This is a genomic window from Butyricicoccus sp. OF27-2pH9A (assembly GCF_027693185.1).
Lineage (GTDB): Bacteria > Bacillota > Clostridia > Oscillospirales > Butyricicoccaceae > Agathobaculum > Agathobaculum butyriciproducens.
On the sequence record NZ_JAQEXK010000001.1, the window covers coordinates 391,448 to 417,915 of the forward strand.

The following is a 26,468-nucleotide window of genomic DNA, read 5'->3' on the forward strand; positions in this document are numbered from 1 at the left end:
CCTCTGCCATATTCCTGTGCTGTCAAATTCCGTCGATTGCACCGCTTCTTTTATGATACAGGAAATATGGCAAAAATGCACACCCTTATCCTTCCAGCAAGAATGTGCATTTCGACCAGTTTTATCAGATACCCAAACGTTCGTACTGCTCCGGCAGTGCGTCGTGTGCCGCCATGCAGCGTTTCATCTGCTCGATGCAGTGCCGCTCCAGCGCTTCATCGTGCAGCGGATGCTCCTGTGCATAATCCGATTCGATATCGAACAGCAGTGTTTCCTCGTTATACGGCGAACGACCGACAAACTGCTGCGAATCATTGCCCCAGTGAATAATATCCGCCGGGAAACGGTATACCGGATAGTCCGTCCAAGGCAGGAAGCGACCCATCTCAATCCGCTTGTAATCCTCGGTGTTTACAGCATCGTTGCCGCCGTAGAACTGACGCAGAACGGTCGGCATAGCTGTGTAAACGTACAGCGGCTGGTTTTTCTCGTCCTTTGCGGCACGGAAATAGGTGTATTTGCCGTCCGTCCATGCCATCTGCTTGCCGAAATAGCCGAAGATCGCACCGTCACGAACCTTGTCGGTCTCACCGCGCAGCAGCGGCAGCAGGCTCTTACCGTGGATTGGATACTGCAGCACCTCCTGCGAAATCTCGTAATACTCCATCACGGTCGGCAGAACATCAATGTTCTGTGTTACTGCACTGCATCGTCCCGGCTGTACACCGGGTGCCGAAATCATCAGCGGGATGTGGAAAACCTCATTGTACGGTGCCATGTAGTTTTTCGCCATGTAGCCGTGCTCGCCGAGATGATAGCCGTGGTCCGTGGTAAACACCAGCATGGTGTCCTCCCACATGTTGTACTTGTCCATCACATCGAGAATTTCACCGAGGTGACGGTCAGTCATGGTCATGACAGCCTTGCAGCGTCTACGCAGATGCTCGGTCTCCGCCTCATTAAACTCGTTGGGCGCATAGGACGGATGCGTGAAGTCCGGTCCGTCATAGTCGCCTTCCTTCTCGTACAAATCGAGATAATACTTCGGGCAGTCATACGGCTCATGCGGGTCAAACGCCTCTACCCACAGAAAATAGTTATCCGCGTCATGATTGTCCTCCAGCCATTCCGCTGCATGCCACATGGTCTTTACGCTCGGATAATCATACTCTGTGTGAAAGTGCGAACGGTTTTCACATTCAGCTTCGGTCCACGAGCCTTTAAACCACTTCGGTGGTGTATCCGGACGAATACCGTCCTTACACGGACGCGTCCACACCGGATCACATTCCTGACCTCGGTTGACCTCCCATGCGGTAAACCCCTTGACATAATTTTCACCGCCGCAGATGATATAGTGCGCATGATCGGCAAACATCTGCGTATGCACATTCTTTTCACCTGAAAGAATGCTCTGCAGGCTCTGATCAAACGGCTCCATTGCTCCCCACGGTTTTTCAAGAAAGTTCAGCCGTCCGGTCATGATGTCGCGGCGTGCGGGCATGCACGGCGCAGAGCCGCACCAGTGGCTGTCAAACACGACAGATCGCCGCGCCAGCCGGTCAATATTTGGTGTGATGGCCGCGTCCTCGCCCGCCCCATACGCGGACAGCATGCGTCGATTGAGTGTATCGCACAGAATGAAGATGGTTTTCATGTTGTTCCTCCCTGTTATTCTTACGGATGTTGCAAGCCGATTCTCGCATATTGCTCTGCCGGTGCATCGTTTTCCTGCATCAAACGACGCATTAAATCGATCATGTGCTGCTCCTGTATCAGATCCTTTATCGGGTGTTCTTGCTTAGGATCGGTCTGCAGATCGAACAGTGCATCTCGGTTTTCCTCCGGCGCAGTGGACATGCATGGATAAAAATCCTTTGGCATAGCAATTTTCAGCGTTCTGCACCCTTTGGTAAAGGAAAACGGCTCTTGCAGCGTCAGTTTCTGCAGTTCTTCCGGTGCATACATGGCTCGCTGATGCAGCGGCAGCAGCGTATAATCATAGAGCGCTGTGCCCGGTCGATCGGCCCGCATATATACCCATCGACCATCTGTCACGCAGACATGCGCGCCGAACATGCCAAACAGCGCAGCATCACGAACTGGTATATCCTGCTGCAGAACGGTTTGCAGGTCGTGACCCTGCATATCCGGTGGAATAGGTACGCCAAAGTACGACAGCAGCGTCGGCGCAAGGTCGATAGTCTGCACCAGAGCTTTCCGGCGTTCTCCTGCTGCTCCGGTTCGCGGATCCCAAATGAACAGCGGTGTGTGCGACAGCTCCTCGTAAAACAGTGGACGATTTTTCGCCCACCATCCATGCTCTCCCAGCAAAAAGCCGTGGTCGGTCGCTACGATGAGCATGGTGTCCTGCCACATCTGATGTACATCCATGTAATCGAGCAGTTTTCCCAGATATACATCACACATGGTCAGCAGTGCACCGTACTGATTGCGGCAGTGCACCTGTGCAGCCAGAGGTTCCGTCACATGGTCATAAGGCGGCCAATCAAACCGCGTCCCATTATAGTCATCCGAATAGCGCTTCTGATACTCTTCCGGCACAAAAAACGGCTCATGCGGATCAAAGGGTTCGATATGCAGCAGCCAGTTATCCGCATCACGGTTTTCATTCAGGAATTCATACGCCAGACCGAACACCTTCTCCAGCGGCTGCTTTCCCAGTCCGCGGATATAGGCACGGTTAACTTCATCCTGTTTATTTGCCTGCCCCAAATGCGGCGGCAGTTCCACTGCACCGACATTAGCCTTCCACGGATCACCTTCCTGTCCTCGCACGCACTCCCATGAGTTGTAGCGCGTGTGATAGGTAGCACCGCCATCCTCCCAGTAGTGCTGATGATCCGAGATCAGATGCGTGTATACGCCGCTTTTCTTGAGCAGCTCCGGCATTGAGTCATCAAACGGCTCGATTGGTCCCCAGCTTCGGTGCAGAAAATTATACCGTCCGGTGTGCAGCTCCCGCCGAGCAGGCATGCATGGCAGTGAGCCGGCATAACAGCGGTCAAACATGACCGAATGCTTTGCCAGACGGCTGAAATTCGGCGTTTGCGTCCAGCCGCAGCCATACGGCTCCAGACAGTGCCGATTCAGTGAATCAAAAAGCAGTAAAATTACTCTCACCGATGCACTCTCCTTTCGTCCGAATACGACTTTCCCAGTGTATTGTTCTGTACGACTTCATTATAGCGACCAGAGACAAAATCCGTCTTTTGATTATTTGAGGGATTTTTTCACTTTTTTGTGTTTCGATGAGTAAACAGATAAACGACTCTGTAAACACAAAAAGACAGCTTTCGCTGTCTTTTTGTGCAGTCTGTCGATAAAGTCTTTTCGTGCGGCAGCACGCATAAAATAGAATTTGCACAGCAAATTCATAATTCCCGGGGGCGTGTACCTCGGGAATTATACAAGGGACGAAAAATTGTGCCCGTAGGGCGCGGCTTTTCGTCAAGATTCGATTGAAATCGTGGTTTCAATCGAGAGGCTGTCGAAAAACGGAGTTTTTCGACAGCCTCAAGACAGCTTTCGCTGTCTTTTTGTTATTTCAGCATATCCCGCTTGATTTTCCCAATCCGCATATAATACCATACCAAATTGAGCGCTGCCGCACACACCCATGCTGCGCCTTCCGCAAAGAATACGCCGCTCTGCCCGATGAAGGTCGGCAGCACGAGCGCCGCCCCCATGCGCATGAGCATTTCCGCAAAGCCGGAGAGTGTCGGCACAGTCATCTCGCCCAACCCCTGCAGTGAGGAGCGGTATGCCTGCAGCACGAACAGTGCAAACAAAAATGCCATCAGTACCATGAGATACTGATAGGCCACCGCCAGCGCATCTGCCGCGCCCGCCTCCTCGGTCGAAAGAAACAGTCCCAGCAGCGGTTTGCCCGCAAGAAGCATAGCCGTCACGATGGCGGCTGTAAATCCGGCGGATAGGGCCAACACCGCCCGAATGCCTGCATCAATGCGTGCCGCGTTTCGTGCACCGCGGTTCTGCCCCATGTAGGCTGTCATGGCATAGCCAAATGCCACCGATGCACTTTCGAGTATGCCGTACAGCTTATTTGCCGCCGTGTAGCCCGCCACAAACACCACGCCAAAGCCGTTCAGCACGGACTGCAGCACCATGCCGCCCAGTGTGATCATGCTCATCTGCAGGCCGGTCGGAATGCCAAGGCGGCACAGGTGCAGCAGAATGGCAGGGTCGGTTTTCCAGTCAGCCTTTGTCAGCTGCACGAACGGCAGCCGCCGCAGCGACCGCAGACACATCAGAAACGCAATCAGCTGCGCCAGTACGGTTGCGAACGAGGCTCCGAAAATGCCCCACCCAAACCCCATCACGAACAGCAGGTCGAGTGCAATATTGGCAAAGCTTGCCGCGATGATCGCGAGCAGCGGCGTTTTACTGTCGCCCAGACAGCGCAGCACGGCCGCCGCCATATTGTATGCAATAATGATGAGTGAGCCGCCGAACTGCACATATAAGTACGTCTGTGCTCCGTCGAACACCGCAGGATCGGTGTGCAGCAGTGTGAGCAGCGGCCTTACCAGCAACAGGCTGATGATCGTCACCGCAATGCCGAACCAGCACGACAGCTTAACGATCATAGCCAGTACACGACGCAGCCGGTCGTATGCGCCCGCACCGAACTCCTGTGCCGCGAGAATCGCAAAGCCCTGCGTAAAGCCCTGCAGTCCCCATAAAACCAGCCAGTTGATCCAGTCCGCCGCACCGATGGACGCCAATGCCTGCATACCGACACCGCGTCCGATAATAATCGTATCTACAATGGTATATAGCTGCTGAAACACGCTGCCCAACATCAGCGGCAGCGAAAACAGCAGAATCAGCCGTATCGGACGGCCATGTGTCATATCGGTAACACGAGCCATACCGCACCTCCCTTGCGAAAAAATCATAAAACCCAAAGCGCAGAAGGAGACAGAACTGCACTTCGGGTTTCAAAACGACGGTACCGCAGAATGCTGTTGATTTACCGCACGGTGAGATAAAACGCAGTACCGCCGCTGCTATGGTCATCAATCAGAGGAAATCGCCGCACAGGCTGAGGGCCGCCTCATCCGCGATAACGATCGCGTCGTTGTGCAGCTGCAGAATCGAACCGGGCACCTTGGGCGTTACCGGACCGAAACAGGATTCACGGATAGCCCACGCCTTGTCCTCGCCGCTGGCAACGACCAGCACCTTTTTTGCGGTCATGATGGTGTGAATGCCCATCGAGTAGGCACGGCGCGGCACCTCATCCTCGCTGGCGAAAAAGCGCTTGTTTGCCTCGATGGTGGACTCGGTCAGCTCCACGCAGTGCGTGCCCTTAGCAAAGCAGTCGTCCGGCTCGTTGAAGCCGATATGGCCGTTGCGGCCGATGCCGAGCAGCTGAATATCCACATCGCCCACACTGCGAAGCACCGCATCATAGCGGGCGCACTCCTTTTTCTCGTCCGGCTCCATGCCGTTCGGCAGATTGATACGCGACGGGTCAATGTTCACATGATCAAAAAAGTGGTCGTGCATGAAATAATGATAGCTCTGATCGTTTTCCGGCTTCATGCCGTAGTATTCATCCAAATTGACTGTAGTCACATCCGCAAAATCCAGATCGTCCTTTTCGTACCACTTGACCAGCTGCTCATATGTGCCAATCGGCGACGAGCCGGTGGCAAGGCCGAGCACGGAATCCGGCTTGAGGATGACCTGCGCGGAAATGATATTTGCCGCCTTGCGGCTCATATCCTTGTAATCCTTTGCACGAATGATTCTCATAACAAAAAAGCCTCCAAACGCTTATAAATCCTTATACTTTTCACGCAGTGCGAGCAGCTCGCTCTCCTGCACATGCTCGGTCAGGCAGCCCACACCGGTGACACTCTTGCCGCCTGTGATGTTGCCGAACCGCACACAATCCGCGAACGGATAGCCATGGTACAGACCGTACATCAGTCCTGCAAGGAACGCATCGCCCGCACCGGTGGAATCCTTACAGGTGAATTCCGGAATATTACGCAGCAGACGCGGCGTGCCATCCTCGAGGATGAGACAGCCGTCCTTATCCAGCTTGACCAGCGGATGCTCAAAATACTCTGCCAGTACGCGGAGCGCCTCCTCCGGCGTGTCCCTGCCGGTGATCTTGCGTGCTTCCTTGGTATTCGGCGTGTAGTAATCCGCCAGGCGCAGATAATCACCGTATTTCTCAAAGCTCAGCTCATCATCCCAGCCCATGTCGAAAATCAGAATGGCCCCTTCCTCGTGCAGCTTGCGATATACCGGCAAAAAGCCCTCCTGCATCTGCACCAGCTTAGCGCCCTTAGACATGGTATATACCCGCTCGAGCAGCTCGTCCGTGATGGCGGTCGGCTTGCAGTAGGTCGCAAACGTACGGTCGCCGGGCGTGAGCATGGCACTGGTGACATTCACCGGAATACCGGTCTCACCCTCCGCCGCCAGATTGTACGGAGAAACGCCGTTCTGCTCAAACTGCGCGCGGGCAAAGCCGGAAAACAGATCGCTGCCGAGATAGGTCGCCAGACGGGTCGGAATGCCCAGCCGGGCGGCGTTTACTGCCGTACCCGGTGCACCGCCGCCGAGCAGCACGCGGAAATCCTGCGAAAAGATCTCCTCGCCCTCCTGCGGCACGCGCGGCATGCCGACATACATCAAATCCACATTGGTCACACCGACCGAAGCGAGAAACGACATGTGTCAGTCCCTCCAGTCCCCGATGTACGGCGCGTTGAGCTTGATATACTCGTCGGTCAGCTTGCTTGCCAGCGAGTACGAGCCGACCAGCGGGTGCATGGTCAGACACTCGGTGATATCCTTTCTGGAGCGGTTGACGATACCGCGTGCCGCCAGACGCTCGTAATATTTTACGCGGCGGATCATTTCCAGATTGCTCTCCGGAATATTGGTGATATGGTGCGGCTTGCAGCCCTCACGGGAGATATCGCAGGTGACCTCAATAATATCGGTCGGCTCGAGACCCTCGATGGCATTGCCGTTCGGTGCGCACAGAATCATCGTGCCCATGCCGCCGGAGGCTGCAATCTCGATGAACTTGAGCGCAACGCCTGCGTAGCCGCCCGCGTCCTTGGAATACACATCAAACGTCCACGGCTTGTCGCGGTGAACACCGGTCTCGTTGGCCATATAGTTGTTCTCGCGGATGCCGTACCACTTCTCAAAGCACTTGAGACCCGCCTCAAAGTCGTTCTCGATGTCGATCTTGGACAGCTCCTCGGTCATGTGGCGGTTGATGTCGCAGATCATCTCACCGCGCGTCTGCTTGGCGTTCAGAATATTGGCAACCGCCTTTTCACGGTAGTAGAAGTAGTACAGATATTCATTCAGCACACAGCCGCGGTCCTCGAGCAGACGCTTCTCGAAAAAGCGCATATCGGTCTTGGCGTAAGCCTCGTCATTGGCGATCAGCTCGGGCATAATCTCCTTTCCGTCCACCTTGATGCTCTGGAAGTAGGACAGATGGTTCAAACCGTAGCACTCGCCGTAAATGCGGGACGCATCCACGCCGTACAGGTCGGCAAACTGGTGCAGCATGCCGCTCGGTGCGTCGCAGATACCGTAGGTGAAATCATATCCCATATCACGCAGCGCCTGTGAAACCACGCCCGCCGGATTGGTAAAGTTGAACACCTTGACGCCCGGCTTTGCCAGCTTCTTGATCAGCTCGCAGTACTCAGCCAGCGCCGGAATCGAGCGCATGGCGAACGAAACGCCGGCCGCACCTGTGGTCTCCTGACCGAGGATACCCAAATCAAGCGCCAGCCGTTCATCGCGCACGCGGGTCGCATCGCCGCCGACACGGATGGTCGTGATGACGTAATCCGCATCGGTTACCGCCTCCTCCGCACTGGAGGTCAGTGTGAACTTCATGGTCGGGCACAGCATGCGCGCAACGTGCGCCGCCAGACCGCCGTAGATGCGGAGCTTTTCCGGATCGTTATCCATAAATACCAGCTCGTCGATATGCAGCTCCTCCGCACGCTGCGCAATGCTCTTTGCGAGGAACATGGAGCGTACACCGCCGCCGCCGATTACCGTTAATTTCATAAAAAGATACCTCCTGTTATCGAATCAGATACCGTTTGCAGCTGGACCAGCCGATCATGCCCGAGGCAAATCCGGACAGACCGCACGGGAACAGCAGCACATACGGCAGAGAAAGCGGGAAAAACAGCACTGCCGGAATCAGCAGCAGCGCATTTACGCCCAGCCCCAGCACAGTCATGCCGGGACGGAGCAGACACAGCAGCCACGCATTTTTCGCCGCTGCCGCAAACGGGATGTCCACCGCCGCCTGTACTGCCCAGAAATTCTGGAAAAACGCAGCCGTGACGCAGAGCAGCAGCATGCCCAGCAGCGCCGGGAAAAATCCGTCCGCCGTTACCAGCATCACGCCCATCCACAGCAGCGCAAGCTCGGCCAGTCCGCACAGAAGATTGCGCACCGTATCCTGCCGCAGCGCCGCACGGAAATCGGTCCACACGTCGTTCGGCACATCACGCGCCATATTGACCGTGCAGCGCGCCATAGCGGCTCGAGCCGCGCCAAAGGTCACAACCGGCAGACAGCACAGCAGAAACAGCACGTTCAGCTTGACGATCTGCCAAAACTCCCGTACAAGGGTCTCTCCGACCCATGCGGCGCCAGTCTTTTCCGGTGCATCCTTGGCAATGCCCGGACCTTCCTTCAAATAGGATGGACGAAACACAGATTTTCCTCCTGTCAGAACGCGATCGCGCGTTCGGTCTGCTTATCGAACAAATGGATGCGGCTCATATCCACAGCCGCGGTGATGGTGTCGCCCGCATGAATCGGCTCACCGGACGGCGTACGCACGGTAACGGACGTACCGTCACAGGTGCAGTGCGCGTAAATCTCCGCGCCCATCAGCTCAGCAATATCCACATGCATGGTGAGCGTATGCGCCGCATTCTGCGTAAACTTTTCACCCGAGGTGTGCAGATTCTCCGGACGGATGCCGAACACGACCGTCTTTCCAACGTACTCACTCAGCGCATCGCTGCCCGCAAAGTGCAGGCTCTGGTCCGCGAAGGTCAGCTTGTAGCCGTCCGCATCGCGTCCCAGTTCGGCGTCCATGAAGTTCATCTGCGGCGAACCAATGAAGCCCGCAACGAACAGATTGCACGGATGGTCATACAGCGTCTGCGGTGTGTCCGCCTGCTGAATCTCGCCGCCCTTCATAACAACAATACGGTCGCCCATGGTCATGGCCTCGGTCTGGTCATGCGTGACGTAAACAAAGGTCGTATCCAGCTTCTGATGCAGCTTGATGATCTCGGTGCGCATCTGGGTGCGCAGCTTGGCATCCAGATTGGACAGCGGCTCATCGAGCAGGAATACCGCCGGGTCGCGCACCATCGCACGTCCGAGCGCGACACGCTGCCGCTGGCCGCCGGAAAGCTGCTTGGGCTTGCGGTTGAGCAGATGCTCGATGTCCAGCACCTTAGCCGCCTCGTGCACCTTGCGGTCGATTTCGTCCTTGGGCGTTTTGCGCAGCTTGAGTGCGAACGCCATGTTCTTGTAAACCGTCATATGCGGATAGAGCGCGTAGTTCTGGAAAACCATCGCGATATCACGGTCCTTCGGCGCTACATCGTTCACCTTGCGGTCGCCGATGTACATTTCGCCGTCCGAAATCTCCTCCAGACCCGCAATCATGCGCAGTGTAGTGGATTTGCCGCAGCCGGACGGTCCGACCAGTACGACGAACTCCTTATCCTTGATCTGCAGGTTCAGGTCGGAGATAACCTCGATATCACCGGGGTACACCTTCTTGATGTGATTCAAACTAATGCTTGCCATGTAATTTCACCTCGTTTATTCTTTGACCGAACCCGCGGTCAGGCTGGAAACGACCTGCTCCTGGAAGATCGCAAACACGATGATCGAAGGAATGACCGCAATGGTAACTGCGGCAAACAGCGCCGTGTAGTTAAAGCTGAACTGGCTGGTAAAGTAGCTGAGCGACAGCGGCAGCGTGCGGGCACTCTCGCTGCTGGTCAGAATCAGGGAGAACGTAAATTCGTTCCATGTATTGAGGAAGCACAGCACAGCTGCGCTCGTAAGACCGCCCTTGGCGCACGGCATCATGATCTGGAAGAACGTGCGCAGGAAGCCCGCACCGTCGATGTAGGCGGCCTCCTCAATGGCCTTGGGGATAGACTGGAAGGCGCCGCGCAGGATGAGCAGGCTCATCGGCATATTCAGTGCGGTGTTGACCAGAATCAGACCCGCCTTGGTATCATACAGACCCAGATTGTTGACCACGCTGTACACCGGCTGCAGCAGTGCCGTCATCGGAATGACGAGCGACAGGCTGAGCAGCATGTACAGCAGCTTATCGCACGGAAAGCGGAACCGCGCAAACGCGTAGCCTGCCATAGCGAAGACGAGCACATTGAGTACCGTCGCGCAGCAGGTGACGATCACGCTGTTGCCGAAGAACTTGAAGATCGGCGCCATATCCAGTGCGGATTTATAGCCGTCAAACCCGAAGTGCGTCGGCAGCGAAATGCCGTTCGACAGGATCTCCGCATTCGTCTTGAACGAGGACAGGATGACCCAGATGATCGGGAACAGCGCAACGACCACGCACAGCGCCATAAACAGATATTTGAGCACAAAGCACAGGCGTTCTCTGCCGGTCATTGCACCGAAGCTGGTTTTCATTTGTCGAACGCCTCCTTAGTAGTCTTCTTCGTTGACGCGCATCGCCTTGTTGATGAGCGTCATGCAAACGACACCCGCGATGACGATGCAAACGCCGATCGCATTCGAGTAGCCGTAGTTGTTTTCGTTCTTGTACACGCTGTACAGCATGAGCGGCAGGTTCATGGTAGTTGAGCCGGGGCCGCCCTTGGTGGTGATGTAGATCAGGTCGAACATCTGCAGCATATAGGTTGCCGCCATGACCATGGTCGTGCCGATGATCTTGCGCAGCAGCGGCAGCACAACGAACATATCTGTCTGGAACGAGGTCGCACCGTCCACACGAGCCGCTTCAAGCACCGAATCGTCAATGGTCAGCGCCTCGGCGAGTACGAGCGTCGTGGTGTAGCCCGCAAACAGCAGCCACGTCATGGTGACGGACGGGAACGCCGTTGTGGTATCCATCAGCCAGTTATGCGTCAGGCTTTCCAGGCCAACAGCCTTGAGGATGGAATTGACCACGCCGTACTGCGGGTTGAAAATATTGAGGAAGATCATGCCCATTGCGGCGTTGGAGATGATATTCGGGATCATGTATGCCGTACGAACAAATTTCCAGCCGCGCGGCTTTTTGTACAGTACAAGCGCCAGGATAACGCCGATGGAGACATGAATAATACAGTGGATCAGAATCCAGACGATTGTGTGGCCGCACGCCTGCCGGAAGGTCGCATCGCTGAACAGCTGTGTATAGTTCTGCAGACCGATGAATGTCATCGAGTCGCCTGTGAGCCGGTAATCAAACAGCGAGGAAACAAACACGATCACCAGCGGAACAGCATAGATCAGCAGGAACAATGCGACAGCCGGAAGCAGGAACACCGGCAGCCAGCCCTTTTTACGTTTCATAAAGCGGTTTCCTTTCTTGTTGAGGAGAAAAACAGGGACCCGTTTTTTGACGGGTCCCTGCGGTAAACAGTTTACTGGTTCTTCGCTGCAGCGTCCGTCAGCGTCTGGCAGAAGCCCTTTGCGTCCAGCTCACCCGAAGCGAGCAGCGGGAGCTGCTGGCTCATAACGTCGAGCAGGTTGGCGTACATCGTAGCCTGCAGAGTATCCGAGCGCTTTTCGCCCTCAGTGGTTGCAAGGTTAAGGAACTCAGCAAGCAGCGGGTACTTGTCCTTTGCGGTGTCGGTCAGCTCTACCGTGTTGGAGGCCGGAACCATACCCTGCATCTCCATTGCGGTCTGCTGTGCCTCAGCCGAGGTAAAGAACTTGACCATCTCAATGGCAGCCTCTTCTACCTTCGGGTCGTCCTGCTTGGTAACGATGTAGCCCTGAATCGGTGCATCGTATACGAAGTTGCCCGGGAACAGCGCTACGCCGACCTTATCAGCGAAGCCTTCCTCTGCCATGGAGGTATCGGAGAAATCACCGATCATCCACGGGCCGTTCGCCAGCATTGCGGTCTGGCCGGACAGGAAGTTGTTTGCAGCATTCTCATACTTGCCGCCGATTGCATCCTGCGTGGTGTAGTTCTGGTACATCTTCTGGATTTTCTCGGCTGCTGCGATCATTTCCGGCGTGTTGTAGTCGGTCGGGTTCATGGTATTCATGAACTCCAGGCCTGCGTCGGACTCGGTGCCTACCATAGCGCCCATCCACAGCTGGGTTACCCACGCAGAATCTGCGGTATCCATGGACAGCGGGGTGACGCCGGCTGCCTTCAGCTTGTCGCACTGCTGGAAGAACTCGTCCCAGGTCTTAGCCGGCTCGGTGATGCCTGCCTGCTTGAACAGCTCCTTGTTGTAGAAGTAACCGATAACCTGACCTTCCATCGAGGAAGCGTAGATCTTGCCGTCGCGGCTGTTGGTAGCCAGTGCGGTATCGGAATACAGTGCCTTCCAGTCTGCATCGGAATTTACCGCATCGGTCAGATCAACTGCCAGATCCTTGGCAACGACCATATCCAGCAGATTGTAGCCGCCGCCGTAAATAACCGGCGGGAGATCGCCCGTGCCAAGCTGTACCTTGATCTTGTCGATGTAGTTCTGGTCGCCCGGAACGTCTTCCTTCTTGATCTCGTACTTGCCTGCGTACTTCTCATTGAATTCCTTAATCAGTTCATCGCATACCGGAGCGGACGTATTCGTGCCGCACTGGAACGTCGGATAGTTGATGGTGATCACACCGGAGTTGTCACCGCTCTGTGCAGAATCATCCTTCTTGCCGCCGCAGCCGGTCAGTGCACCGGTCAGCAGCGCACCTGCCATCAGCAGGGAGAGGATACGCTTTGTTTTCATGTGGGGTTCCTCCTCTTTCTCTCCTTACGGCATTTGTCTCATTCAAATACCGCTCTGTGTTTTGTTGTATTTATTATACCCGAGGAACAGTCTGCCCTCAATGCAGTAAACCGGTCAAAACATATGACGATTTTGCTTTTCGTTCACACGCTCTGTACTCCTCTTTGAAAACATAGGATTATTTTGCGCCAAAACAGGATATTTTTTTCTAATGCCGCTTCTCCCCCTCCGGATGGTACACAAAGCGGTCGAATTGTGGTATATTTAGGGTAACTCCGCAGCTCCATTGTATGGTGCTGCCCTTGTATGGTTCGCAGAATCTCCCGTGAGGTGTATTGTATGGCAAAACGCAAGATCTCTCTTATCGGGCTGGTCGTTGTGATGATATGTGTTCTGGTATTCGCACCTGTTGTCACCGCCGGCATCTATTTTATCCATACCGTATCCGGTCAGCTGCAGCATACCGCCAGCGAGACGGTTTCCATGTATCTGAACGAATTCACCGACCGCACCGACCGCATGATGGAGACCCTGCGGGATGGTGTGTACTACCTGACCTCAGACAGCGCCGCCCAGCAGATGATGAGCAGCAGCAAACCGCTCACCCAGATCCAGATTCTCCAGCTGGAGCAGAATTTCAGCCGCGCATTCTCGCTCGGCGATTCGCTCAACCCCGATGTGGTCAGCGCCATCTACCTGATCAAAAACGACCAATATGTGCCGGTCTACGGCGGCAACTACTATTTGAATACCTCGTGGCGCGTCCGGCAGATGTACCAGACGCACGAGGACTGCAACTCCGCACGCACGCTGTACACGCACTACGCCATCATTGGATACGCATATATGATCGTCGATTTTGTTGACCTTAACACCATGCAGCCGCTTGGCAAAATCATCGTGGAGCTGAACATCGACAAGCTGCTCTCCACGCTGTCACTGAACCAGCTTTACCCTTCCACTGTCGTCATTTTCAGCGGTGCTCAGGGCAAACGCATCGGCTCTCTGCAGACCGACCTGTTCCGCGAGAACGAGGATATGAACAAGTGGTATCATGCGTCCAGCTCACTCCGAAAAAGCCGTGAGCGCGTGGACATCTATATTCCAAACGCCGAAATCCTCGCCGGTGTGCGCCAGAGTACGCGTGTGTATTTTCTCGTCTGTGCTGCCATCCTGATCCTGGCCCTGCTGCTGGCCGCCACCTGTCTCATCCTGCTGCTGCGTCCTCTGCGGCAGATGCTGCACACCATCGGCAGTATCGGCAGCGGTGATTTTTCCGTGCGCATGGATGAAACGCCATACACCGAAACGACCGCTATCTCGCATGCCTTCAACGACATGGCCGACCGGCTGGACACCCTGTTTCAGGAGGTCTATCAGCGCGGTCTGCTGCTGCGCGACGCAGAGATTCATCAGCTGGAGAGCCAGATTCAGCCGCACTTCATCTTTAATATTCTTGAACTGATCAATGTCCGCTGCATGGTAGCCGGTCAGCCAGCCATCTGCACCACGGTGCAGAATCTGGCACAGCTGCTGCGGGCAAGCGTTGTTAACCACGGCAAGCAGATTATCACCCTGCAGGAGGAACTGGATTCTGTAAAATACTATCTCGCCCTGCAAAAGGAACGCTTTGAGGAAAAGCTGCAGTACACCGTCGATGTGGAGGACGACAAGCTGCTCGGCTGCTACCTGCCTAAGCTGACCATTCAGCCTCTGGTAGAAAACAGTATCGTACACGGACTCGAACCCAAGCGTCACGGCGGCTGGGTGCGCGTCAGCATCTGGGAGGAGGAGGACGCCGTGTACATCCGCGTGCACGATGACGGCGTAGGCTTTGACCCGTCCGCCATCCCCCAGCCCGGCAGCGATGACAAGCACCACACACATGTTGCACTGCACAACATCGAGCGCCGTTTTCAGCTGCTGTACGGCGAGCCCTACGGCATGTCGATCAAATCCGAACCCGGACACGGCACGAGCATCGTGCTGACGCTCCCCATCATCACCGCACCGCCCGAAAAGGAGAAAGACCTATGCTGAAAGTTATGATCGTTGACAATGAATCCGCCATCCGCAAGGGTCTGGTACACTGCATCCACTGGGGCGACCTCGGCTGTGAGATTGCCGCACAGGCAGATGACGGCATGATGGCGCTCGAGCAGATTCCGGTCATTCAGCCGAATATCGTTATCAGCGATATCCGCATGCCCGGCATGGACGGTCTTGAGCTTGCCGAGATCATCGCCCGCGACCATCCCGGCATCAAAGTCATCATTTTGACCGGCTATCCAGATTTTGCCTACGCGCAGCGTGCCATCCAGTATCATGTGGTGGATTTTGTACTCAAGCCGATGACGGTAGAAAACCTGACCAATGCCATCGAAAAAGCCAAGGCCGCCATAGCGGAAGACCGCAGCAGTCAGGACCTGCAGGAGAGGCTCTCCACGACCTCGGCGCGCAACATGGAGCTGCAGCAGAGCATGCTGCTGCATGACCTCGTCCACCGTGTTGCATGCTCGCAGCTGTATGTGCTCAACCGCCTGGCTCAGCTGAAAATGGACCTGCACAGCTATTTTGTACTCAAGCTGTATATTACCTCGCTGTCCGAGGAAACGCTGACCGATGAAGAATACAGCGAGTATCTCAACCAGTCGCAGGAGATTCTGTCCGACTGTCTATCCTCCTACCCGCATTACTACATTGCCCGCGGCACGCAGGACTGCTTTGTGGTCATCTGTGCCGCCGGGGAAGCGCCCATTACCGCATTATGCAGGGAAGCGGTGAATATTGTCGGCAGTCTGGCGCATTTTCTGCTGTTTATCGGCATTTCTAACTGCAATGACAATCCCATCTGTCTTGCCGACGCCGCCGATGAAGCCGCACAGGCGGTGCGCTTCACCGTCTTCACGCCCGACCATCCGGTGACGCACTTCGCTGAGCTCAGCTCGTTCCCGCAGCAGCTGACCGACGAAATCTTTGAAATGCTCTCTGCCCTTAAATCTGCGATGGAACTGCGTAATCCCGCCGACACAGAGCAGCTGCTCGACTGCATTTTCGCCTATGCGGACAGCAACAAGCTGCCGCCGGATACCGTGCGCAATATCTGCGTATATATTCACCAGTTCGGCATGGAGCTGCAGTTTCCCGGAATGGCCGGACATTCGCTCGAGGGCGGCAGCATTTCCTCGCTCAAGCGCATTATGGAGACCAACTCCATCGCCGAGATGGAATCCTGCACCCGCGCACTCGTGCAGCAAACGCAGGACATGGCGCAGAGCAGCGCCGCCAGCGCAGATCATATCGTTTCCTCGGTACAGACCTACATCAGCGCACACTATGGCGAGCAGCTTTCGCTCGACCAGCTCGCCCAGCAGTTCTATCTCAGCTCAAGCTATCTCTCGCGCCTGTTTAAGCGCGAGACCGGCACAACGCTGACGACTTATCTGCAGAACGTGCGCATCGAAGCCGCAAAAAATCTGCTGCGCACTACGGCACTCAAAAGCTATGAAGTTGCCGAGCGGGTCGGCATTAACGATCCTGTGTATTTCTCACGCATATTTAAGAAGATCACCGGTCTCAAACCGAAGGATTACCGTCACAGCGTGCAGAACGAATCATCTGTATAAACGAAAAGAAGCGAAAAACGCTCCGGCATGCATCCCATCGGAACCTTTCCGCAATTCTCAAAATTGTCTGCGCAAGCAAATCGGTTGCATTTTCCGCACCTTTACTATATAATATAGTTAAATATTTTTAATTATCAGCAAAATTCATGGCAATACCGCATAATCGAATAAGAGCGGTCTGCGAGCAAATTCTGCATCCGTATCCGTCGCGGTACTGCCCTATATAAAGGTAATCTGGAAAATGAATACAACTTGGGAAACACACAAATTTGAGCACTACATATTCAGCCTTTTGCTGGCGGTGGAAGTCATTATGTCCTTTACATTTTTAGGATATGTGCACATTCCGCCGATTTCTATTACCACAGCGTATATCCCTATCGTCATTATCGCCTGCCTGTTTGGCCCGGCCGAGTCTTCCCTCGCGGGACTGCTGTTCGGTCTTGGCAGTCTGTATAAGGCTTCCGCGACCTATGTCATGCCTGCAGATGCGGTCTTTTCTCCGTTCCGGAGTGATTTTCCCATTGGAAGCATACTGCTGAGTGTCGGCACGCGCGTGCTGTTCGGTTTTCTGCTCGGCTGTCTGTTTCAGCTGGCACGCAAAAGCAAACGAAAGAATCTGTGCAAGCTGCTCATCACAATCGCGGCGCCTAAGCTGCATGCGCTTCTGGTCTATACTGCGATGGGTCTGCTCTTTCCCTCTCTCGGTTTTAATATTTTATCAATATTTATACTTGAAAAAAGTGACCTCATCATCCTGCTGTTCTGTGCTGCGATCGTTCTGACGATTGACAAGCTGTATCACAGTCCCTTTATCCAGACCTATAAAAAAGCGGTCAATGAATATGAAAACACCCCGTACTGGTCTCCAAAGATTGGTTTCGTGCTGGGGGGTGTAAGTACGTTTATCTTCTGTATGGCGGTCCTCTCGACCGTGTACTTCTCCAACCGTATGTACTACATGCTCGGGCAGCACGGCGTAGATGTCACACAGCACATTCATCGGGATATTCTCCACCTGCAGGTGCAGTTTTTGACTGCCATGCTGGCACTCAACTTCATTCTGCTCATCCTCATCCTGATGGTCTACCGCTACATGAAATTTCGTGAGTACACCGGCGAGCTGGACTTCCTGACCGGCATTATGGGCCGCAAGCTGTTCCTGCACACCTGTCTCCGCAGCCAGAAGTCCCACGCCGGAGCAGCCGGCTGGTTTCTGGTCTGTGATCTGGATTATTTCAAGCACATCAACGACAAATACGGCCATTCTGTCGGTGATGAGGTCCTCAAGCAGTTTGCCGAGCATTTACAGAACACCTTTCGTTTCTGCGGCTCTGTCGGCCGTATCGGCGGTGACGAGTTTGCCGTAATGCTCGATATAGATCTGTCGCAGGACCAACTGGAGAATCTGCTGACGCAGTTCCTGCGCGATGTTTCCGGTATTCTCGAGCAGGTCACGGTCAGCTGCAGCATCGGCGCGTACCGCTTTGTTTTCCCGCAGGAGATCAAGCACCTGCTCACCGAAACCGACCGCGTGCTCTATCAGGCCAAGGAGAACGGCCGAGCGTGCTTCGTGATGGAGGATTCGACTGAAAAGTAAATTGCAAAAGCCCGCACAGCGTAAAGCAGCTGTGCGGGCTTTTGTGTCTGTCGAAACACTAACGTTTTCCGAGCAGCCTCTCGATCGAAACCACCCTTTCGATCGAATTTCGAAGAAAAGCCGCGCCTTGCAGGCACATTTTTCTTCCCTTGTGTATCTCGGAATTTATGAATTTGCTCCGCAAATTCTATTTTATGCGTGCTGCCGCACGAAGTACAAGAGTCGAAATGCTGCTTTTTGACAGACTAAAACGGAGTGCAAACGCACTCCGTTTTACTTTCGATTTTAGAAAGGCTGTGTATAACTCCAGGTACCGATGCCGAGCGGAGAGAACGCAAGGTAAACCGCTGCAACACAAATGAGAATCAGTGCGGTAGCAACCCATCGATATTTCCACGGAGTAAGATCGACAGCGCCGATGTCCTTCTGTACCCATGCCTCCGGATGCTTTGTCTTGTTTCGCTGATTGAAAATGAACATAATCAGCAGCTCAACCGGCAGCAGAACGAATACAGCATACAGATAATGGAACTTGCTGTTGAGGAACAGCAGGAACGAGCCGTAGCAGACCACATGCAGCGCCAGAATGACCTTTGCGCTGTATTTCGGCAGGTGCTTGAAGAAGAAGCCGCCGAATACGGCCGTCAGCACCGGCAGTGCAATCAGCATAACGAGGGAATCCAGGAAGGTCTTGAGACCTGCCGGGAAGAAGTAGATCAGCGGACCAACGATGGTGGTCAGCACCGCGAAGATGATGCCGACATTCTTGCCGATCTTGACCAGTTTTTCCTCGGAAGCGTCCTTGTCGATGAATTCCTTGTAGATGTCCATGGTGAACATGGTATCTACCGAGTTCAGCACCGAGTTGAACGAGGACAGGATCGCACCGAGCATGACGGCTGCGAAGAAGCCCATCAGCGGAGCCGGAACAACCTGCGAAACCAGCTGCGGGTACGCTTCGTCCATCATGGATACCTGATCGCCCTGCAGCTCAAACAGCGCATACGCGATAACGCCCGGCAGCGCAAGGTACATAAAACCAATAATTTTCAGAAACGCGCAGTAGAGTGCGCCCTTCTGTGCTTCCTTGAGGTTCTTTGCAGCAAGTACACGCTGAATAAACGACTGGTGCGTACACCAGGACTGCAGACCGAGGAAGAACAGACCGGTAAATACGGTCGGCCACGGAACTGCAGGCGGCAGCGAATCCGCCGGAGCAATAGAGTTGAGCATGTCCGAATGGTTTTCGATCAGGAAACGCATACCATCGATAACCGACAGACCGTCACCGCCTGCTGTTTTGCCGAGCACGCTCAGTGCGAAGAACGGGATCATGAAGCCGCCGATCAGCAGGCCGATGCCGTTTACCGTATCCGATACGGCAACAGCTTTCAGTCCGCCGAAGATGGCGTAAATCGAGCCGATGACACTGATGATGATACACAGAATGATAACGGCCTGAAACTTGGTTACGCCCAGAATGCCGGATACGTTGAAGATATTTTCAAATACCAGCGAACCGGAGTACAGGATAACCGGAATCTGTACGACAATGTACAGCAGGATGTACGCGATGGAGAACCACAGCTTTGTGCTGCGGTCATAGCGCAGACCGATCAGCTCCGGAATGGTGGTAATGCCGCTTTTCAGATAACGCGGCGCCGCAAACAGCGCCAGCACGATACAGCACGGAGCCGCTACGATCTCGAACGCCATCGGGCTCATGCCCACGCTCCAAGTCTGGCCGTTTGTGCCGACCAGCTGCTCTGCCGACAGGTTGGTCAGCAGCAGCGAACCTGCGATAACAAAGCCCGGCAGTCCGCGTCCGGCCAGAAAATAGCCGTCTGCGGTGCTCTGGTCATCGCCCTTTGTTTTTACATACGAAATAACTGCAACAAGTATCGTGAAACCGATAAACGTCGCCATAGTCCAAACCATTGGAATCCCCTCTTTCACGCGGTCCCTCAACCGCTTCAATTTCCCATATTTGTAATTTAATTCTCAAAAATGCGTATAGTTAGGGCGGACGCATGTGTCGAACTCTGCGTCCGCCCTGTCTATAAACTGTTTATGCTGTCAAATGTGTGTTTGAATTACTCCCACAGGCCCTTGGACTTCATGTCGGAGACGTACTCATCGATATTGGAGGAGTCGATAACCTTGGAGCCGGAGTCGATGAAGGATTCAACAGAGCCGCCCTCAAGTACGGTAACTGCTGCTTCAACAGCCTTGTAGCCCATGTCGTAGCCCATCTGAGCGATGTCGATGGTCAGAGAGCCGTCCATAACTGCCTCAATGGCAGACTGGTTGCCGTCAAAACCGCACAGAACGGTATCTGCGTAATTGGTGTTGCCGGAATCCTTGATAACCTTTGCAGCTGCAAGCGCCATGTCATCCGCGATGGACAGAACTGCGTCTACGCCGTTCGGGTACTTCTGGATAACCGCCTCCATAGCGGCTGCTGCCTTGTCCGGCATGGTGTCGGTGTACTGCACTTCGAGCACCTGACCGCCTGCGGCTTCGATCGCATCGCGGTAGCCGCGCAGACGTGCTTCATGGGTCTCGTCGCCCTGTACGCCTGCAATGATAACCGCCGTCGGCTTGTCCTTGCCGAGTGCCTTGCAGGCCTCAGCAACCGCCTTGCCGCCGTTCAGCGCTGCGTCCTCGTTGCCGGTGCCAACGAAGCATGCCTTCTTGTCCGAGGTGAAGTCGGTATCGAGTGCTACGACCGGCTTGGTCGCGGTATCTACCAACGTTGCGGTAGAGGTGGACTGCTGCGGAGCGATAACAACGGCATCAATGCCCGGGTTGCCGAGTGCAGTCTCGATCATGTTGACCTGCTCATCATACGAGGTAGCCGAGGTCGGAGACTGGATTTCGACGTTTACATTGTCGTGCTCGCTGCCGTAAGCGCGCGCACCGGCAATAACCTTGTTGAAGTGACCGTCCGTATGCTTTACAATAACGGTTACGTTGTAGGCATCACCGGAAGCGGTGGAGCCGCTGTCGCCCGTGCTGCCAGTCGATGCGGACGAACCGCAGCCTGCCAGCATGCCGGCACACAGAGCACTCGCTAACGTCATTGCTAAAAGCTTCTTTTTCATGGTTCAAACACTGCCCTTTCTCTTCTTCTCATATTGATTTTCTTTCTTCTCTATAGGGGGTGGTGCTGGAATTGCGAAAATGCTGCGGACTTAAGGCAACACCGGACAATTAAAGCGGCGGCTCCTTGTGCAGGCTCCGGTCGCACTGCCGCGGTGCTTTGCAGAAATTTTGTGTCCTAACTTTGTTGCAGTTTTGCGGTATTGCCTTAATGAAAAATCTTTTTCTTTTACGGTATCACCGGACAATTCGGCAAGAGCAATTGTTCGGTGATACCGCACCAATTACTGGCTGATGGTCTGGCGCAGTGCGTCGATAGAGGTGTTGACACCGGCATCAACGGTCATGGTCAGGTCTTCCATCTCGAGGGAAACATCTCCGTCGTAGCCCATCATATGGCATACAGAGAAGAATTCCTTCCACCACTGCAGGTCCTTGCCGCAGCCGACAGCAACGTAGTTCCAAACGCGGTCAGCGGACTCGGTAACAGGGCGAGGCTCGAGCAGACCGTCGGTGTCAGCCAGACCGCGCTCGATGCGGGCATCCTTACCGTGAACGTGGAAAATGCAGCCCTTAAGAGCACGAGCAGCCGCGATCGGGTCCGCACCCAGAACCATCATGTGGGACGGGTCAAGGTTGATGCCAAGCATCGGGTCGGTAGCTTCACGCAGCTTGAGCAGGGTCGAAGCAGACCAAACCATGGTGCCCGGGAATTCCTCGATAGCGATGTGCTCAATGCCGCACTTCTTGCAGTGTGCGATGAATTCGTTCCAGAACTCGATCGTTACCTTCCACTGGTACTCATACGCCGGAGCCATGAAATCCGGCCAGGAAACGGTAGAGGTGATCCAGTTCGGGGTGGTGTCGGTTTCGTTGCCGGCCGGCAGACCAGCCATCGCAACGATCTTCTTGACGCCCAGCAGACCTGCAAGCGTTGCGCAGTCGTACATGGACTTCTTGTATTCCTCGCCGGTCTTGCTCGGCCAAAGCGGGTTGCAGGACGTGTTCAGAGCGGAAATACGCATGCCGCGCTTCTCGAGTTCGCCCATGAACTCCTTGCGCTTGCCCTCGTCCGCGAGCAGCTCGGCGGTGTTGCAGTGCTTGCGCGCACCCCAGCCGCCGGCGGTCATCTCGACCGCGTCGATACCGAGGGACTTTACCTTGTCAAGCATGTCCGTGTAGGACAGATCAGCGAATACGTCAGTGCAAATTGCGAGTTTCATATAAAAAACCTCACTTTTCTTCTTTTTTGTTGTAGTAGAAATCGTTGGAGCGATTTTTAGAGAGAGAATTCTTTCAAGTATGTTATCAAAAGGGAATTTTAGCGTTATAAGCGTTTAAGAGTTTACCGCTGCCCGCCTTATGGGAGGCAGCGGTACAGAGAAAAGAAATGAGAGAGTGTCTTAGTTTAGATGGAAATTGGGAGAATTACTTGAAATCTACCCATACGCCGCCCTTGTCAGCGGACTCTACACACTTGGTTACCCAGCGGATGCCGTCGATGCCGTGCTCCAGATCCGGGTAAACCAGATTCTTGAGGGTCTCCTCGTCGCCGCGGTTCTTTGCATCCATTGCGATAGCAAAACGGGTGTACAGGTTGCTCCAGGACTCGATCAGGCCGGTGTAGTGCAGAGCACCCAGGCGCTCGTACTCGAGAGCTTCCGGATTCAGGTAATCCATTGCACGAACCAGAGTCTGACGCGGCTGACCCTGTACTTCGTAGTACAGCTCATCCGGATGCATGTCGTTCCACTCGAGGGAAGCCTTGGTACCGACAATGCGGATGTGCTGGCTGCTCATGTCACCTGCGTTAACTGCGGATGCCCACATACGGCCAACTGCGCCGTTCTCGTAACGCATCAGGACGTAAGCATTGTCCTCCAGCGGTGCGCGGGACTTGATGAAGCTCTGGCGGTCGCACAGCAGCTGCTTCAGCTTCAGCTGCGGGCAGATCAGCTCGGACATGTAGAAGGTATGGGTGGACAGGTCGCCAAGTACGAAGGACGGGCCGGACTTTGCCGGATCAACACGCCACTTCTGACCCTCAGCCTGCTTGTCGCCGGTCGGGTCGCAAGCGAAGCCATGTGCGTAGCGGAGGTCTACCATAGTAACCTCACCGATGTCACCGTTCAGGACCATGGAGCGCATCTGGCTCAGCAGGTCGAAACCGGAGAAGCCGTAGGTTACGCAAACGATCTTGCCCTTTTCCTCAGCCAGCTTCTTGATCTCCTCGCCTTCCTCAACCTTGAAGAACAGCGGCTTCTCACAGATTACATGCAGACCGGCTTCCAGAGCTGCCTTGCAGACCTCAAAGTGCTGGAAGTTCGGGGTTGCGATGTCAACAGCCTCGATGCCGTCCTCGCGCTTTGCTTCCTCAGCGAACATGGTCTTGTAATCCGGATAGAGGCGTTCCTCATCCATGTTCAGGTTCTTGCCGAAGTCTACGCAGCGGGCGAAGTCCAGGTCGAACGCTGCAGCCTTGAGTACGAACGAGGTGTTGTCTCGCATAGCGCCCAGACGATGCTTGTAGCCAACGCCGGAAGTGCGGCCGCCGCCTACGATACCCCAACGGAACGGACGAGCAATTTTCTTTTCACCGATAAACATAATGTTTTCCTTCTTTCTTTGATTTGTAAAAAAGTGTTTGATTCTGTTTTGTACTGCTAATTTTGATGTTTTGTGAAATACATACAACAAATTCGATTTATCTTTGTTTATTGTATCTATTCCCTAACTTCTGGCCTAAGTATAAAATATTTTATGGATATATTCAATAAGCGTTTCTGCTGCAAAGTTCATCAATCCTGCTTTCTGTGAAAAAACACAGAAAACCAGTTCATCAATCCTGCTATTTCGTTCATGGATTCTATGAATGCAAAATACGGAAGGAGAAGAGTATATGCAAAGTGTTGATCCCGGCATCCGAAGTGAGTCGGTTTGTTTTCCGTTTACGCCGTCGCAGACCGCGAGAGAGCTGCTGTTTTACCCGACATGGTGCGGTCACTACTACTGCACCGCCAACTATTTTATGAAGCGCGACAGTTATCCGCCGCTTCTCATCGCCTACATCCGCAAGGGACGCTTCCGCGTGGAGTACCGCGGTGAGTTCAATGTCGCCGAGGCCGGTGACATACTGCTGCTCGACTGCATTGAGCCGCACTACTACCACGCCGAGGACGGACTGGAGTTCGTTTACATGCACTTTGAAGGCTCGAACGCGCGTGAGCTGTGCCGCCGCATCACCGACCGGCACGGCTGGCTCATCCGCCGCGATAACAACACGCTGATCGGCAATCTGCTGTACGACATGGTGCGCTTTTATGATGAGAACGGTGTAGAGACCGACATGCAGCGCTCGGCACGCATCTACCGCATGTTTGACCTGCTGCTCTCACCGAGTGCCGCCGAGCAGTCAGCGGATACGCCGGTCGAGCAGGCCATCCAGTACATTCGCTCGCATATCGGTCAGCCGATTTCCGTGGAGGAGCTGGCGTCTACCGTGTGCCTGAGCGCATCCTATTTCGCGCATATGTTCAAGCGCCGCACCGGCTTCTCCCCTGCCGATTATGTCATCAACTCGCGCATTGAGCGTGCGAAGGTTCTGCTCGTGCGCACGCAGAAGCCGATTGCGGAAATCGCCGAGGAGGTCGGCTACTCGACCAGCGGCAGTCTGATCAACCTGTTCGTTAAGAAGGTCGGTACGTCACCGCGGCAGTACCGTATCCAGCATATGTCCAAAGCGATTGATGCGGTATGCAAAACCGATGTGCCGTTCATAGATACAGATGTGCCGGAGCTGTAACCGTGCAAATATGCAAAAAGACGCACATCGCAAGATGTGCGTCTGAGGCTGTCGAAAAACTATCGTTTTTCGAGCAGCCTCTCGATCGAAACCACGCTTTCGATCGAATGCTGAAGAAAAACCGCGTCCTCCGGACACATTTTTTCTTCCCTTGTATAAAAACCGAGGTACATGCCCCCGGTTTTTATGAATTTGCTGCGCAAATTCTATTTTATGCGTGCTGTCGCACGAAGCACAAAATAGAAATCTAACTTTTTCGACAAGCTGAGACGCACATCGCAAGATGTGCGTCTCAGTCTGTCAAAATGTCATATTCCTGCAATTTATACAATTCGCGCGCCAGTGCACGTTAAAAGGTTTACGGTCTGTTAAGACAACACCGCATAATGAGAACCACAGCTTCTTGCGCAGACTCCGGTCGCGCTGCTGCGACGCTTTGCTGAAATTCTGCGCCCTGACTTTGCTGCGCTTCCATGGTAATACCTCAAGTATTACCGCAGAACCAAGCCTCGTCAGCACGCAAAACCTGCTCGCAAGTCGCCTTTTGTCTCATTATGCGGTGTTGCCTGAAAGGATGAAATGCAATAGATTTGTTCTGTTTTACAGTTCCTCGACCGACACGATGCCTTTACGCTCGCCGACCAGTGTCATCAGACGGTTTACCGTGCAGCTGCGCGGCAGGCGCAGTGTGAAGATGGCACAGGCATTGTGCTCACCGTTTTCCGCCGCACGGGTGATCTGGATATTCAGCACTTTGACATCACATCTGCGGTACAGCTGCAGCACATCGTCCAGACACGTTTTATCCTCATATTCCATATACACATTGATCTCGGGAACGTGCTCCAACACACGGTACTCCAGCCGCGAGAACACCTGCTCTGCCAGCATGATAAAGCCGGTGGCCAGAATGCCGCCCTCATAAAAGCCGCCGCCGAACGCCAGACCGATGATAGCCGAGGTCCACAGTCCGGCCGCCGTTGTCAGTCCCTTCACATTCTGCCGTTTGGTGACGATGATCGTACCGGCACCGATGAAGCCGATTCCGGCAACAACCTGCGCGCCCAGACGCGCCATATCAGTGAAATAATGCATATTCAGATACAGATACTGACTGGTCAGCGTGGTGATCGCTGCACCGATGCAGATGAGGATATGCGTGCGGAAGCCTGCCGGACGGCGCTTGTACGAGCGCTCGATGCCGATGATGCCGCCGCAGATAAATGCACAGGCGAGACGCACAAATACGGAGAGCGTGGTAACGCTGCGCAGACCGTCAAAAACAGATAACATATTGCTTCCCTCCC

Annotated in this window: 20 protein-coding genes; 4 read left to right on the top strand and 16 right to left on the bottom strand. The window is 54.4% G+C overall.

Annotated elements, in window-relative coordinates; all coding sequences use genetic code 11:
- Nucleotides 1–124: 124 nt before the first annotated feature.
- The 11 genes from PG722_RS01785 to PG722_RS01835 all read right to left on the bottom strand — a co-directional run bounded on the left by PG722_RS01785 (nt 125) and on the right by PG722_RS01835 (nt 13,031).
- Nucleotides 125–1,657, bottom strand: coding sequence for a sulfatase (locus PG722_RS01785; protein ID WP_270579470.1), 1,533 nt, complete (start codon nt 1,655–1,657; stop codon nt 125–127).
- A 20-nt stretch (nt 1,658–1,677) separates the two neighbouring features.
- Nucleotides 1,678–3,144, bottom strand: coding sequence for a sulfatase (locus tag PG722_RS01790; RefSeq protein WP_270579471.1), 1,467 nt, complete (start codon nt 3,142–3,144; stop codon nt 1,678–1,680).
- Between the two features lie 419 nt (nt 3,145–3,563).
- Nucleotides 3,564–4,916: an MATE family efflux transporter gene (locus tag PG722_RS01795; protein ID WP_270579472.1), complete on the bottom strand. Its 1,353-nt coding sequence runs from the start codon at nt 4,914–4,916 to the stop codon at nt 3,564–3,566.
- Nucleotides 4,917–5,067: 151 nt separating this feature from the next.
- Nucleotides 5,068–5,805, bottom strand: coding sequence for a glucosamine-6-phosphate deaminase (nagB, locus tag PG722_RS01800; RefSeq protein WP_118360269.1), 738 nt, complete (start codon nt 5,803–5,805; stop codon nt 5,068–5,070).
- 21 nt (nt 5,806–5,826) lie between these two features.
- Nucleotides 5,827–6,738: a carbohydrate kinase family protein gene (locus PG722_RS01805; protein WP_270579473.1), complete on the bottom strand. Its 912-nt coding sequence runs from the start codon at nt 6,736–6,738 to the stop codon at nt 5,827–5,829.
- Between the two features lie 3 nt (nt 6,739–6,741).
- Nucleotides 6,742–8,109, bottom strand: coding sequence for a family 4 glycosyl hydrolase (locus PG722_RS01810; protein WP_118761374.1), 1,368 nt, complete (start codon nt 8,107–8,109; stop codon nt 6,742–6,744).
- A gap of 16 nt (nt 8,110–8,125) precedes the next feature.
- Nucleotides 8,126–8,770 carry a DUF624 domain-containing protein gene (locus tag PG722_RS01815; RefSeq protein WP_270579474.1) on the bottom strand — a complete coding sequence of 215 codons (645 nt, stop codon included), beginning with the start codon at nt 8,768–8,770 and terminating at the stop codon, nt 8,126–8,128.
- Between the two features lie 14 nt (nt 8,771–8,784).
- Nucleotides 8,785–9,885 carry an ABC transporter ATP-binding protein gene (locus tag PG722_RS01820; RefSeq protein WP_118360265.1) on the bottom strand — a complete coding sequence of 367 codons (1,101 nt, stop codon included), beginning with the start codon at nt 9,883–9,885 and terminating at the stop codon, nt 8,785–8,787.
- Between the two features lie 15 nt (nt 9,886–9,900).
- A complete protein-coding gene (locus tag PG722_RS01825) occupies nt 9,901–10,752 on the bottom strand; it encodes a carbohydrate ABC transporter permease (RefSeq protein WP_110436263.1) in 852 nt (283 codons plus the stop codon).
- A gap of 15 nt (nt 10,753–10,767) precedes the next feature.
- Nucleotides 10,768–11,640, bottom strand: a complete 873-nt coding sequence (locus PG722_RS01830) for a carbohydrate ABC transporter permease (RefSeq protein WP_270579475.1) — start codon at nt 11,638–11,640, stop codon at nt 10,768–10,770.
- 71 nt (nt 11,641–11,711) lie between these two features.
- Nucleotides 11,712–13,031 (bottom strand): ABC transporter substrate-binding protein, encoded by a 1,320-nt coding sequence (locus PG722_RS01835; RefSeq protein WP_270579476.1) that lies wholly within the window; start codon nt 13,029–13,031, stop codon nt 11,712–11,714.
- A 339-nt stretch (nt 13,032–13,370) separates the two neighbouring features.
- Between PG722_RS01835 and PG722_RS01840 the strand changes: the two genes are divergently transcribed.
- From PG722_RS01840 to PG722_RS01850, 3 genes are all read left to right on the top strand, one after another.
- The gene (locus tag PG722_RS01840) at nt 13,371–15,071 is read left to right on the top strand and encodes a sensor histidine kinase (RefSeq protein WP_270579477.1); all 1,701 of its coding nucleotides are present in this window, start codon (nt 13,371–13,373) and stop codon (nt 15,069–15,071) included.
- Nucleotides 15,065–16,657, top strand: a complete 1,593-nt coding sequence (locus PG722_RS01845) for a response regulator (protein ID WP_270579478.1) — start codon at nt 15,065–15,067, stop codon at nt 16,655–16,657. Before PG722_RS01840 ends, PG722_RS01845 begins: the two co-directional genes overlap by 7 nt.
- Before the next feature lie 241 nt (nt 16,658–16,898).
- Nucleotides 16,899–18,257 carry an ECF transporter S component gene (locus PG722_RS01850; protein ID WP_270579479.1) on the top strand — a complete coding sequence of 453 codons (1,359 nt, stop codon included), beginning with the start codon at nt 16,899–16,901 and terminating at the stop codon, nt 18,255–18,257.
- A gap of 285 nt (nt 18,258–18,542) precedes the next feature.
- Here PG722_RS01850 and PG722_RS01855 read toward each other — a convergent pair whose 3' ends face one another.
- From PG722_RS01855 to PG722_RS01870, 4 genes are all read right to left on the bottom strand, one after another.
- Nucleotides 18,543–20,195: a solute:sodium symporter family transporter gene (locus PG722_RS01855; protein ID WP_118646578.1), complete on the bottom strand. Its 1,653-nt coding sequence runs from the start codon at nt 20,193–20,195 to the stop codon at nt 18,543–18,545.
- Between the two features lie 155 nt (nt 20,196–20,350).
- A complete protein-coding gene (locus PG722_RS01860) occupies nt 20,351–21,361 on the bottom strand; it encodes a sugar ABC transporter substrate-binding protein (protein WP_270439677.1) in 1,011 nt (336 codons plus the stop codon).
- A gap of 282 nt (nt 21,362–21,643) precedes the next feature.
- Entirely contained in the window at nt 21,644–22,582 is a 939-nt protein-coding gene (locus tag PG722_RS01865) for a sugar phosphate isomerase/epimerase family protein (protein WP_118284888.1), read from the bottom strand.
- Between the two features lie 205 nt (nt 22,583–22,787).
- Nucleotides 22,788–23,966, bottom strand: a complete 1,179-nt coding sequence (locus tag PG722_RS01870) for a Gfo/Idh/MocA family protein (RefSeq protein WP_117751205.1) — start codon at nt 23,964–23,966, stop codon at nt 22,788–22,790.
- Nucleotides 23,967–24,258: 292 nt separating this feature from the next.
- Between PG722_RS01870 and PG722_RS01875 the strand changes: the two genes are divergently transcribed.
- On the top strand, nt 24,259–25,161 hold the full coding sequence (locus PG722_RS01875) for an AraC family transcriptional regulator (protein ID WP_118761364.1): 903 nt from the start codon (nt 24,259–24,261) through the stop codon (nt 25,159–25,161).
- A 600-nt stretch (nt 25,162–25,761) separates the two neighbouring features.
- Here PG722_RS01875 and PG722_RS01880 read toward each other — a convergent pair.
- A complete protein-coding gene (locus PG722_RS01880; RefSeq protein ID WP_117489569.1) occupies nt 25,762–26,454 on the bottom strand; it encodes an MgtC/SapB family protein in 693 nt (230 codons plus the stop codon).
- Between the last annotated feature and the right edge of the window lie 14 nt (nt 26,455–26,468).

Bases quoted from the DNA above. Each gene is read 5' to 3' on its own strand.
- PG722_RS01855 (WP_118646578.1), bottom strand. From the start codon at position 20,195: ATGGTTTGGACTATGGCGACGTTTATCGGTTTCACGATACTTGTTGCA.
- PG722_RS01860 (WP_270439677.1), bottom strand. From the start codon at position 21,361: ATGAAAAAGAAGCTTTTAGCAATGACGTTAGCGAGTGCTCTGTGTGCC.
- PG722_RS01850 (WP_270579479.1), top strand. From the start codon at position 16,899: ATGAATACAACTTGGGAAACACACAAATTTGAGCACTACATATTCAGC.
- PG722_RS01830 (WP_270579475.1), bottom strand. From the start codon at position 11,640: ATGAAACGTAAAAAGGGCTGGCTGCCGGTGTTCCTGCTTCCGGCTGTC.
- PG722_RS01825 (WP_110436263.1), bottom strand. From the start codon at position 10,752: ATGAAAACCAGCTTCGGTGCAATGACCGGCAGAGAACGCCTGTGCTTT.
- PG722_RS01835 (WP_270579476.1), bottom strand. From the start codon at position 13,031: ATGAAAACAAAGCGTATCCTCTCCCTGCTGATGGCAGGTGCGCTGCTG.
- PG722_RS01870 (WP_117751205.1), bottom strand. From the start codon at position 23,966: ATGTTTATCGGTGAAAAGAAAATTGCTCGTCCGTTCCGTTGGGGTATC.
- nagB (WP_118360269.1), bottom strand. From the start codon at position 5,805: ATGAGAATCATTCGTGCAAAGGATTACAAGGATATGAGCCGCAAGGCG.
- PG722_RS01785 (WP_270579470.1), bottom strand. From the start codon at position 1,657: ATGAAAACCATCTTCATTCTGTGCGATACACTCAATCGACGCATGCTG.
- PG722_RS01805 (WP_270579473.1), bottom strand. From the start codon at position 6,738: ATGTCGTTTCTCGCTTCGGTCGGTGTGACCAATGTGGATTTGATGTAT.
- PG722_RS01880 (WP_117489569.1), bottom strand. From the start codon at position 26,454: ATGTTATCTGTTTTTGACGGTCTGCGCAGCGTTACCACGCTCTCCGTA.
- PG722_RS01865 (WP_118284888.1), bottom strand. From the start codon at position 22,582: ATGAAACTCGCAATTTGCACTGACGTATTCGCTGATCTGTCCTACACG.
- PG722_RS01810 (WP_118761374.1), bottom strand. From the start codon at position 8,109: ATGAAATTAACGGTAATCGGCGGCGGCGGTGTACGCTCCATGTTCCTC.
- PG722_RS01820 (WP_118360265.1), bottom strand. From the start codon at position 9,885: ATGGCAAGCATTAGTTTGAATCACATCAAGAAGGTGTACCCCGGTGAT.
- PG722_RS01845 (WP_270579478.1), top strand. From the start codon at position 15,065: ATGCTGAAAGTTATGATCGTTGACAATGAATCCGCCATCCGCAAGGGT.
- PG722_RS01795 (WP_270579472.1), bottom strand. From the start codon at position 4,916: ATGGCTCGTGTTACCGATATGACACATGGCCGTCCGATACGGCTGATT.
- PG722_RS01840 (WP_270579477.1), top strand. From the start codon at position 13,371: ATGGCAAAACGCAAGATCTCTCTTATCGGGCTGGTCGTTGTGATGATA.
- PG722_RS01875 (WP_118761364.1), top strand. From the start codon at position 24,259: ATGCAAAGTGTTGATCCCGGCATCCGAAGTGAGTCGGTTTGTTTTCCG.